General features: G+C 61.0%; 12 protein-coding genes. 5 read left to right on the top strand and 7 right to left on the bottom strand.

From position 1 onward, the window contains the following. Window positions 1-45: 45 nt before the first annotated feature. Both ACZ0AZ_RS05735 and ACZ0AZ_RS05730 read left to right on the top strand, forming a co-directional pair. Window positions 46-1,443: an MFS transporter gene (locus ACZ0AZ_RS05735; protein ID WP_039761936.1), complete on the top strand. Its 1,398-nt coding sequence runs from the start codon at window positions 46-48 to the stop codon at window positions 1,441-1,443. Window positions 1,444-1,452: 9 nt separating this feature from the next. Continuing rightward, the gene (locus ACZ0AZ_RS05730; protein ID WP_042610650.1) at window positions 1,453-1,974 is read left to right on the top strand and encodes a single-stranded DNA-binding protein; all 522 of its coding nucleotides are present in this window, start codon (window positions 1,453-1,455) and stop codon (window positions 1,972-1,974) included. A gap of 193 nt (window positions 1,975-2,167) precedes the next feature. Here ACZ0AZ_RS05730 and ACZ0AZ_RS05725 read toward each other — a convergent pair whose 3' ends face one another. The 7 genes from ACZ0AZ_RS05725 to ACZ0AZ_RS05695 all read right to left on the bottom strand — a co-directional run bounded on the left by ACZ0AZ_RS05725 (window position 2,168) and on the right by ACZ0AZ_RS05695 (window position 7,419). Continuing rightward, window positions 2,168-3,325, bottom strand: coding sequence for a glutathionylspermidine synthase family protein (locus ACZ0AZ_RS05725; protein WP_463537072.1), 1,158 nt, complete (start codon window positions 3,323-3,325; stop codon window positions 2,168-2,170). 1 nt (window position 3,326) lies between these two features. Further along, window positions 3,327-4,028, bottom strand: coding sequence for a DUF1190 domain-containing protein (locus ACZ0AZ_RS05720; RefSeq protein ID WP_463537071.1), 702 nt, complete (start codon window positions 4,026-4,028; stop codon window positions 3,327-3,329). 18 nt (window positions 4,029-4,046) lie between these two features. After that, window positions 4,047-4,472, bottom strand: coding sequence for a DUF350 domain-containing protein (locus tag ACZ0AZ_RS05715; protein ID WP_016772952.1), 426 nt, complete (start codon window positions 4,470-4,472; stop codon window positions 4,047-4,049). A 15-nt stretch (window positions 4,473-4,487) separates the two neighbouring features. Beyond that, a complete protein-coding gene (locus ACZ0AZ_RS05710) occupies window positions 4,488-5,138 on the bottom strand; it encodes a DUF2491 family protein (protein ID WP_039761931.1) in 651 nt (216 codons plus the stop codon). A 198-nt stretch (window positions 5,139-5,336) separates the two neighbouring features. Beyond that, window positions 5,337-6,035 (bottom strand): PspA/IM30 family protein, encoded by a 699-nt coding sequence (locus ACZ0AZ_RS05705; protein ID WP_463537070.1) that lies wholly within the window; start codon window positions 6,033-6,035, stop codon window positions 5,337-5,339. A gap of 17 nt (window positions 6,036-6,052) precedes the next feature. Next, window positions 6,053-6,634, bottom strand: a complete 582-nt coding sequence (locus tag ACZ0AZ_RS05700) for a YjfI family protein (protein ID WP_463538761.1) — start codon at window positions 6,632-6,634, stop codon at window positions 6,053-6,055. 230 nt (window positions 6,635-6,864) lie between these two features. Beyond that, the gene (locus ACZ0AZ_RS05695) at window positions 6,865-7,419 is read right to left on the bottom strand and encodes a cysteine hydrolase family protein (protein WP_039761929.1); all 555 of its coding nucleotides are present in this window, start codon (window positions 7,417-7,419) and stop codon (window positions 6,865-6,867) included. Between the two features lie 101 nt (window positions 7,420-7,520). Between ACZ0AZ_RS05695 and ACZ0AZ_RS05690 the strand changes: the two genes are divergently transcribed. From ACZ0AZ_RS05690 to ACZ0AZ_RS05680, 3 genes are all read left to right on the top strand, one after another. Beyond that, window positions 7,521-8,501 carry a GlxA family transcriptional regulator gene (locus tag ACZ0AZ_RS05690; protein ID WP_129999708.1) on the top strand — a complete coding sequence of 327 codons (981 nt, stop codon included), beginning with the start codon at window positions 7,521-7,523 and terminating at the stop codon, window positions 8,499-8,501. A gap of 301 nt (window positions 8,502-8,802) precedes the next feature. Further along, window positions 8,803-9,912 (top strand): DUF3182 family protein, encoded by a 1,110-nt coding sequence (locus tag ACZ0AZ_RS05685; protein ID WP_463537069.1) that lies wholly within the window; start codon window positions 8,803-8,805, stop codon window positions 9,910-9,912. Then, a complete protein-coding gene (locus ACZ0AZ_RS05680) occupies window positions 9,902-10,660 on the top strand; it encodes an alpha/beta hydrolase family protein (RefSeq protein ID WP_039761927.1) in 759 nt (252 codons plus the stop codon). Before ACZ0AZ_RS05685 ends, ACZ0AZ_RS05680 begins: the two co-directional genes overlap by 11 nt. Window positions 10,661-10,702 lie beyond the last annotated feature (42 nt).

Raw genomic sequence — 10,702 nt, 5'->3', positions numbered from 1 at the left:
CGATGGGACTGGTAGAATCGCCGCCGGTTCACACGAGGTTTTTCCATGCACGATCCCCACAGCGAACGCATGAGTGGCAGCGAGACCCGCGCGGCGAGCGGTCTGGCCCTGGTGTTCGCCTTCCGTATGCTTGGCATGTTCATGGTGTTGCCGGTGCTGGCGACCTATGGCATGGATCTGGCGGGAGCGACCCCGGCCCTGATCGGGCTGGCGATTGGCGCTTACGGCCTGACCCAGGCAATTTTCCAGATTCCGTTCGGCATCATTTCTGACCGCATCGGCCGCCGGCCAGTGATTTACCTCGGCCTGATCGTCTTCGCTCTCGGCAGTGTTCTGGCTTCCCAGGCCGATTCGATCTGGGGCGTGATCGCCGGGCGGATCCTGCAGGGCGCCGGGGCGATTTCCGCAGCGGTGATGGCGCTGCTGTCTGACCTGACTCGCGAGCAACATCGGACCAAAGCCATGGCTATGATCGGCATGACCATCGGCCTGTCGTTCGCCGTGGCCATGGTGGTCGGGCCGTTACTGACCAGCGCGTTCGGGCTTTCGGGGCTGTTCCTCGCCACCGGCGCCATGGCGCTGGTCGGTATCCTGATCATCATGTTCATGGTGCCGCAGTCCACCGGGCCGTTGCAGCACCGTGAGTCCGGCGTCGCCCGGCAGGCACTGATGCCGACGCTCAAGCACCCGGATCTGCTGCGCCTCGATCTGGGCATCTTCGTCTTGCATGCCATGTTGATGTCGAGCTTCGTCGCCTTGCCCCTGGCACTGGTAGAAAAAGCCGGCTTGCCCAAGGAGCAGCACTGGTGGGTTTACCTGACCGCGCTGCTGATTTCGTTCTTCGCCATGATCCCTTTCATCATCTATGGCGAGAAGCGACGCAAAATGAAACGAGTTTTGCTCGGTGCCGTCATGACACTGATGCTGACTGAACTATTCTTCTGGCAGTTCGGCGACAGCCTGCGCACTCTGGTGATCGGCACGGTGGTGTTTTTTACCGCGTTCAATCTGCTCGAGGCCTCGTTGCCGTCGCTGATCAGCAAGGTTTCACCGGCAGGCGGCAAGGGCACGGCCATGGGCGTGTACTCCACCAGCCAGTTCCTCGGTTCGGCACTCGGCGGGATACTCGGCGGCTGGTTGTTCCAGCATGGCGGTCTGTCGGTTGTGTTCCTTGGATGCGCCGCGCTGGCTGCACTTTGGCTGGCCTTTGCTGTTACCATGCGCGAACCTCCCTACGTGACGAGCCTGCGCTTGCCGTTGTCGCCCGAAGCGATCCGCGAAGCGGGTCTGGTCGAGCGCCTCAAGGCCCTGGTAGGGGTAACAGATGCAGTGATAGTCGCGGAAGAGGCGGCTGTTTACATCAAACTGGACAAAGAATTAGTGGATCGCACCACCCTCGAACGCTTGGTCAACAACCCGGCCGGGGCTGCGTGCGACGCTTAGGAGAACGTTATGGCCCGTGGGGTTAACAAAGTCATATTGGTCGGCACTTGCGGCCAGGATCCCGAAGTTCGCTACCTGCCTAACGGTAACGCCGTGACCAACCTGAGTCTGGCCACCAGCGAACAATGGACCGACAAGCAGACCGGTCAGAAGGTCGAGAAGACCGAATGGCACCGTGTGTCGATGTTCGGCAAGGTTGCCGAGATCGCCGGTGAATACCTGCGCAAGGGTTCGCAGGTGTACATCGAAGGCAAGCTGCAGACCCGCGAGTGGGAAAAGGACGGCATCAAGCGTTACACCACTGAAATCGTGGTCGACATGCAAGGCACCATGCAATTGCTCGGCGGCCGTCCACAACAGGGCGACCAACAAGGTGGCGGCAACAACTACCAGCAGCAGGCGCCACGTCAGCAGGCTCCACGCCCGCAGCAGTCGGCTCCGCAGCAGCGTTCGGCTCCGCCAGCGCCACAGCAGGCCGCACCGCAACCGGCTCCGGATTTCGACAGCTTCGATGACGATATTCCGTTCTGATTCGCCGCGGTAACCGCTTTAAATGAAAAGGCCCGTCGCTTGAGCGACGGGCCTTTTTTGTTCAGGAAATTCCTGGCTATTCACAATCTCCTGTGGGAGCGAGCCTGCTCGCGAATGCGTCAGATCAGTCGATGCACCTGTAACTGACAGGACGCTTTCGCGAGCAGGCTCGCTCCCACAAGGTAACTTCGTCTTAATCCAGAATCAGATGCGGCAGGAAGCGGCTGGAGTCCTTGGTGATCAGACTGTTGTCCTCACGCACACCAATCCCTGCCGCCTCATCTCCAATCACCCACGAGCCAATCAGCGTGTAGCTGTCGCCAAACTTCGGCAGCGGTGCGAACTCCTGCAGGATGAATGGCGCATCGGTGTAGGGCCCGTCCTCTTTGACGATCAGCCCCTCCGCTGTTTGCAGTTCGATATTGGCGCCCTCGCGGGAAAAGTACGGCTTGCGCACCCAGCCCTTCGGCACCGCACTCTGCGGATTCGGATCAAGGTGCGCGGCGAGCAGATTCGGATGTCCCTTGTGCAATTCCCACAGCAGCGGCAGCGCACCTTTGTTCGACAGAATCGCCTTCCACGCCGGTTCGAAAAACTGCGTGTCACACTCGGCGATCGCCGCGCCGAACGGTTCATGGAAGATGAATTCCCAGGCGTGCAGCTTGAACAGATGCGGGATCCAGCGATCTTGCAGATCGACGAAACGGCCCTCAGCCGTCAGGCCGATGTCTTCGATGTCGATGTGGCGTGATTCGATGCCGACCTTTTCCGCGATCAGCCGCAGGTAGTCGGTGGTGCCTTTGTCCTCGACCGAGTCCTTCATCGAGGCAAAGTAGAACGGCCGCTTCAACTGCAATTCGGCGAAGGCCCGATGCAGCTTGGTGTCGATGCTGTTGAACTGGTCGGCATGCCGGGGCAAGGTGCCGCGTTCGATGCATTGCTCCAGCCAGCCCCACTGAAACGCCGCCGCTTCATAGAGGCTGGTCGGTGTGTCGTAGTTGAGCTCCAACAGTTTCGCCGGCCCGCTCCCGCTGTAGGAAAAGTCCATACGACCGTACAGATGCGGATGACCTTCACGCCAAGAGGTGCGGATCATGTCGTAGTACGCCGCCGGGATACTCAGGCGATCAAGCAACTCCTCGCTGTTGACCACGCGATCCACCAGGTCCATGCACATCTCGTGCAGTTCGGTGGTCGGGTCTTCCAGATCGTTTTCGATCTGCGCGAGGCTGAACTGGTAGTAGGCGCTTTCGTCCCAGTACGGTTCGTCGTCGATGGTGTGGAACAGGAAACCGAGGCTTTCGGCGGTGTGTTTCCAGTCGGGGCGCTCGGCGCAGTGGATCTTTTTCATGTCAGCTGCTCGAGCGTCCGGAACTGCTGCCCCAGCCACCCCAACCGCTGCGGGCGCTGGACTGGCTGCCGAAGCCGCCGCGCGACGTCGACGACGCAACGTTCACCGGTTTGCTCTTGCTGCTCTCGTAATCCGACTGGCTGCGCGAGGTTGTGTCAGCTCGGCGGTACTGCGTTGAGGTGTTGTACGGCTGGCGCGTTTCGCGATCACGGTAAACGGTGCGTTCGGCGTTGTTGCTCATGGCGTTGCCGATCAGCCAGCCGGTCAGCCAGCCATTGCCGCCGCCACCGGAGCCACCGGAATAATGCGAGCCGCCGTGGCTGGCACTGCTGCTGGTGGTGGTGTCCCCCGCCGGCATCTGCGCATTGGCAATGGCATCCAGATTTTGCGGCTCATCACCCTTCTGCGGCACTTTGAAACCGCCGAGTTTCGGCACGAAACGACCATCGGAATTTTTCTGACACCAGCCAGCGGCAAAGTCTGCGTCGCACTTGGCCTTGTCGGTGTAGGCCGGGGCGATGCGCCGATGTTCGTTCAGAGCGGCGACGTAGGCGCTGGAGCAGAGATCGGCGGCCACTTCGGCGTCGACACATTGTTCAACGCTCTGGAAATTGCGCGGCTGATCCAGCGCTGCTGCTTCACCGGAGATCGCCATCGCCACCGACGCGGCGAGGGACAACTGCACGTATTTGCTGCGTTTCATCGAAAGGCTTCCTGCCGGTCAGTGGGACGGGGTCATGCACGCGGCATTGAGCATACCGACGCTGATCGCCACGGCGGCGACATAAATGCCGGCGGCGACTTCGCCGTTGGCGATGCGCTGGGAAGTGCCCTTGAGCACCAGCCCGGTCGCGACGAATGCCAACAGCTGCACGACGGCGGCGATGACCGCCCACAGCACGAAATCGAGCACGTTGACCGAGTAGGCGATCACGTTGCTCGCCGGAATGGCGAAACCGATGATCGCCCCGGACAGGGCAATGGCGGCGGCAGTGTTGCCGGCGCGGATCAGTTCGAATTCCTTGTGCGCGGTGATGCGCGTGTAGACGAATTGAAACAGCATGAACAGCAACACGGCGCCGATCAGGTAGACGACAAAACCGACCAGCGCGGTTTTGTTCAGGGAAACGGCCAAGACTTCCAGCATGAAAAACTTCCTTTTTTAGATGGCGCTCAAATCAGTCGTGTACAGCGAGATGCCCAGCGAGGTGCTCAGGCTGACGGTGCCTTCTTCATCCTGTTCGACGGAGAACAGCAGCAGTTCGCGGCGATCGGTCAGGCCGGTGTCGCGGGCATACAGCATGGCGTGGTGCTTGATGGTGTAGGACTCGTCCGGGTTGACTACGTGTTCGGTCATCGGCACCAGTTCGGTCTGCTGCAGTTCGGTGCCCCATTCACGGGTGTATTCGACACCGTCGTGGGTGTAGGTCGGCAGACCGATCAGACTGTTCGGCCCGGCCAGACGCTGCAGTTCCGCATCACTGTTGACCGTCACGTAGCTGAGGTAATTGAACAGGGTGACCGACTCGACCTGATCATCGCCGGTGACGTGGATCTGCACCCAGAAATCCTCGTCGTTCATGTAGTAGCGGTGCAGCTTGTTGGACTGGCCGAGATCGACCCAGCCGGCGCTCCACACCGCTTGATCGAATGGCACCCGCACCGAAGTCGAGCCTTCCAGCAGCAACGCCAGGGTCGTGTCGAAGCGCACGCCTTTGCCTTGTGCCATGCCCAGTGGACCGCTGGCGCCGGTGCTCGTTGGCGCAGCGGTCTGCCAATTGCTGGTGCCGAGCAAGTCTTTAAACCATCCCATGGGTACGTTCCTTGAAGCGGGTGGAGGTGTTCGGGGGTGAAAAAGTGGCGGTAGTGTAACGGGCGAAGCGGTGAACGACACGCCGCAAACCGTGTGGGAGCGAGCCTGCTCGCGAATGGGCCGTGTCAGTCACCATCAATTTTGACTGTCACGACGCTTTCGCGAGCAGGCTCGCTCCCACAGGTTACCGTTCAGTGATTACTGCGCGGACTTCTGCTTCAGCCGCTCAAGGATCGCGTTGGCGCTGCCTTCGTTCGGCGTGATGCCGGCGTCGCGCAGTTTGCGTTCCAGGTCGTTGCCGGTAGAGGCGTCGGCCAGTTCATCTGCGGCGTTCAGTTCGGCAGCGCGTTGCTGCTGCTTGGCTTGCAGGCGGTTCAGGGTGCCGACCGCGGTTTCCAGTTTGCCGTTGGCGCCGCCGCTGGCAATCGAGGCGCTGACCTGGGCTTTCTGCACGCTGTCGCGGGCCTTGGCCATGTCGACTTGCTGGCGCAGGCTCTTGATCCGCGATTCGGCTTTGCTGATGTCTTTGCGCATGTTGTCGGCGTAGGCGCCGAATTCATCGCTGAGTTTCTTCTCGGCAGCGAGGTCGTTGGTCAGGGTCGAAATCGCTTCGGCCACTTCCAGCGCCAGGTCTTCACGGCCGGCATTCAACGCGGCCACAGCCTTGGCTTCGAGGTCCTTGATCTTGGCGTCGTATTCGCTGACGCGGTCGGCGGCGAGTTTGTGCTTGGCCATGATCGTCATCAGTTCGCGGCGAGCATTGGACAGCGCGGTGTCAGCGTCGCGGATTTCCTGATCGAGGATGCGCAGCGCCTGCTGGTCGGCGATGGCTTCGCCGACTTCATTGGCGCCGCCGCGCAGTGCGGTGAACAACTTGCTCCAGATGGACTGAGTCATTGGATATTCCCTGTTGATTACTTGAAGAAGTGTTCGAAGGCTTCGCTGGCGCGCTGCACGTTGTCGACCAGGGTTTTCACCTCGGTGACGACGTTGGTCAGGCTCGAATCAGCACTGAGGGCGCCGAACATGTTGTAGACGGTCTGGCCGTTGGGCATCGACTCGATGCCGATCGACGACAGCGGGAACATCTCGCGGCTGCGCAGCACGGCATCGTTGAACGCCTGGACATTGCTGATCGAATCGATGTCCACCAGCAAGGTGTCGACGATGATCTGCTGGCCGGCCAGGGCGATGTGAATCGGCAGGCCGCCGAATTCGTTCATTTCCAGCTTGATGCTCGGCTCGGAGCTCTGGATCAGGGACAGCGAAATCTCTTGGGAAGCCACCTCGTCCAGCGCCTTGAGGGCATTGAAGAGGCTGTCGATGGTCCAGTTGTTGCCTGCGCTCATGTATTTCTCCGACATGAAAGAGCCAGCCAGAATCGGTTGGCGTAGCTGTTGCTCCATTTGCTTGAGCAAGCTTCGGTTTTCCGGAAGCACCCAAGTTTCGTGTTTCACATAACCGGCGGAGGCCAGGCCTGCGCGCATCTGCTTCATGTAGAAGCTTGACGGTTTTTTCGCCGACGTCTTGCCGCGCTCGCCCTTGGGGCTGGCTGCGGCAGTCGTCTGAGTGCGGCTTGTCATGGCTGTTTTCCGGTTATGAACATCTCACGCGTGGGCCACACTACAACCAATGCAAAGTGCCATCAATGACTCACGCGTGAGATTTTCATGACAGACGCAAAAAGGCCCGCAACGTGGCAGGCCTGTGGATTGCGCAGTTGTTGCTAGGCGTTGCTGCTCAGGAACTGGTCAGTCGATACTACGTTGGCATAGGCGAAACCCAGCGCGGCCATGAATGCTGCGTGCACCTGGGCGGCCGGCACCGTCAGGCCATTGAATTCCAGATCACGGCTGGCGCAGGCATCGTGAATCACTGTGACGCCGTAACCCATGTCTGCCGCCGCGCGGGTGATGCCATCGATGCACATATGGCTCATGCTGCCGACCACCACCAGATCGGTAATGGCTTGTTCGTCGAGCACCGCTTTCAGTTCGGTTTCCCGGAAGGAGTTGACGAAGTGCTTGAGGACCACCGGCTCGTCGGCGCGGTTAAGCACTTTCGGATGCAGTTTCGCGCCCTCGGAGCCGGGAGTGAAAAACGGCGCATCGTCGGAGGTGAATTCATGCCGAATGTGCACCACCGGATCGCCCGCTTCGCGAAAGGCTGCGATCAGCTGAGCGGCGTTGTCGGCAGCGGCATCGGCGCCGACCAGCGGCCACTTGCCTTGGGGGAAGTAGTCGTTCTGGATATCGACTACGATGAGCGCTTGCTTGGCCATGGGATTGTCCTCGAGGCAGTGATTGGTTGTGGCCTCAGTATCGGCGCTGGCCGAGGATTCGGGGATTGGCCGCACCGACAATAGACGGGGGAAAACTGACAATGGCTGCACAAAAAGCCGCAACTGCTGAACTGGGCGTGCTGATTTACCCCGGCGCGCAACTGGCGGCCGTGCACGGTCTGACCGATCTGTTCGCCGTGGCCAACCGCATCGCCGCCGACTATCAGGCAGTGCAGTTGCCGTTGCTGCGAGTCAGTCACTGGCAGGTCGAGGGCGAGCAGCTGCCGACGCGGGTTTTCGACAGTCATCCCGGTGCGGAAGACGCTTTGCTCGCCGTGCTGATTCCGCCGTCCCTCGGCGGGTTCGATGCGGCGCAGATGACTCCGAGCCTGACGCAATGGCTGCGCGATCAGCATGCGCACGGCGCAACGCTTGGCGGTGTCTGTGTGGGCTCGTTGATGCTTGCCGAAAGCGGCTTGCTCGACGGTCGCAGCGCCACCACGCACTGGACCTCGGCCCAGGCGTTTGCCGAGCGTTACCCGAAGATCAAACTGAAGGCCGACACGCCGATTGTCGACGACGGTGACCTGATCACCACGGCGGGGCTGATGGCCTGGTCGGAACTGGGACTGCGCCTGGTCGATCGCTTGCTCGGCCCGAGCATCGCCACCGCGACCGCGCGTTTTCTGGTGATGGAACACAGCGACAGCGCCAGCGAATGCGGGAGCAATTTTGCGCCGATCCTCAGTCATGGCGACGCGGCGATTCTCAAGGTCCAGCACTGGCTGCAAAGCACCGGGGCGACGGATGTTTCGCTGAACGCGATGGCCGAGCGCGCGGGCCTTGAAGAACGCACTTTCCTGCGCCGATTCCGCGCCGCCACAGGCTTGAAACCGACCGAGTATTGCCAGCATCTGCGGGTTGGCAAGGCGCGAGAAATGCTCGAATTCACCAATGGCACGATCGATCACATCGCCTGGACGGTGGGCTATCAGGATCCGGGTGCGTTTCGTGCGATTTTCAAGAAAATTACCGGGCTGGGGCCGAGTGAGTACCGGGGGCGGTTTGGGTTGACGCGGTAGCCCGGGCAACGATGAGCTAATGTAGGAGTGAGCCTGCTCGCGATAGCGGTGGATCAGTCACCACTCATGTTGGATGAGATACCGCTATCGCGAGCAGGCTCACTCCTACAGTGGAATGCGGTGAAGCGCGGGATCGTGCAATTTGCCGGAGTTTTGCGCGCCGTCGTGCAGTTTGAAACAGGCGTGATGCCAGCACTTCAGGGGCAAACACCCGATTACCGGGCGGTCCGTGGGGATCGTTGATTGGCCTGATCTCTGCACTTTCCCTGAGTGAACCCATCGACTGATAAAAGGGGAACGCATGACCCCGACACCCAGCAAGAAAATCGTCGTTGCTCATTCGGTGCGTACCGAGGCACCGCAACATGAAGTCGAGACCAACAAGGCCCTGGCGCGCTGGCTGGCGCAAATCCTCGGTTGCAAATTCGGCGGCAGTTACGATCCGGCCAAACATCAGGGTCGCGAGCTGTATCTGCTGCCAACGCAAACCATTGTTGGCGCTGCCCACGCTCAAGCGCTGGGAATCAAAGGCCCCGATGACTTGTGGGGCGGTTACGTCGAATACGATTTCATCTGCACCAAAGCCATCAGCCACGGCTTACGCAGCCATTTGGCGCACGCGCCGCAGGGCTGGTCGCCGCTGTTCTCGGAGCGGGTGCGCAACGTTGTGCTCGACGGTCTCAGCGTATTCGCCCTGGAAGATGCGCGGCCCGCCGCCGAGCATCTGCTGTACGCCGGGCCGATTCGCCTGAAGCCGGTTCACGCTTGCGCCGGGCGCGGTCAGGAAGTGATCAAAAGCCTCGACGCGTTCGATGAGATCCTCGCGCGGCCCGAGGCGCAAAGTCTGTTCAGCGACGGCGTAGTGCTGGAGCAGGACTTGAGCAACGTCGTCACCCACAGCGTCGGCCAGTCGTTCATCGGCGGCAAGGTGTTGAGCTACTGCGGCGAGCAGTACTTGACCGAGGACGGACAGGGCGAAGAGGTCTACGGCGGTTCGAATCTGCTGGTGGTGCAGGGCGGCTATGACCAATTGCTCGCGCTGGATCTGCCTGATGATGTGCGTCTGGCCATCGAACAGGCGCAGGTCTTCGACAGCGCCGCCAACGAAGCCTACCCGCGCTTTTTCGCCTCGCGGCGCAATTACGATATCGCCCAGGGTCTCGACACCAGCGGCAACCCGCGCAGCGGCGTGCTCGAACAGTCCTGGCGCATGGGCGGCGCCAGCAGCGCTGAAGTGGCGGCGCTGCAAAGCTTCGTCAACGATCCGCAGATGCGCGCCATCCGCGTGTCGTCGGTGGAAACCTATACCGATCAGGCGCTGCCGGCGGACGCCATCGAGGTCTATCGCGGCCCGGCGGAAAACAGCGCGTTTCTTCTCAAATACGTAACGGTCCAATCCTATGACGGCTAGAAGCGAAAGCATTCAAATCGACATCGATGACGAACAGATGAGCGGGACGTTTCTCAGTCCCAAATCGAAAGTCCCGGGGGTGTTGTTCGTTCACGGTTGGGGCGGCAGTCAGGAACGGGATCTGGAACGGGCCAAAGGCATCGCCGGCCTGGGTTGCGTTTGCCTGACCTTCGACCTGCGCGGGCACACTGGCGGCACCGGAATTCCGCTGACCCGCGTGACCCGTGAAGACAATCTGCGTGACTTGCTGGCGGCCTATGATCGCCTGTTGGCGCACCCGGCGCTGGATACCTCTGCGATCGCTGTGGTCGGCACCAGTTATGGCGGCTATCTGGCCTCGATCCTGACGTCATTGCGCCCGGTGCGCTGGCTGGCGCTGCGCGTGCCGGCGCTGTACCGCGACGAGCAATGGCACACGCCCAAGCGCGATCTGGATAAAGCCGATCTGCGTGACTACCGCAGCACGCTGGTACGCGCCGACAGCAATCGCGCCCTGCATGCCTGCTCGCAATTCACTGGCGACGTGCTGCTGGTGGAGTCGGAAACCGACGACTTCGTGCCCCACGCGACGATCATGAGTTACCGCGCCGCGTGTCAGCAGACTCACTCGTTGACGCACCGGATCATCGATGGCGCGGATCACGCCTTGAGTGATCCGGTGTCGCAGCAGGCCTATACCTCTATCCTGGTGGACTGGATTACCGAGATGGTGGTGGGGGAGCGGTTGAGCATTATCCAATCCAGATGATGTTTCGCATGTACCGGCCCCTTCGCGAGCAGGCTCGCTCCC

The sequence above is a fragment of the Pseudomonas sp. AC239 genome, assembly GCF_979258545.1.
Note: the sequence above shows the minus strand (reverse complement) of the source record. Positions and strands in the feature narration are given on the sequence as shown.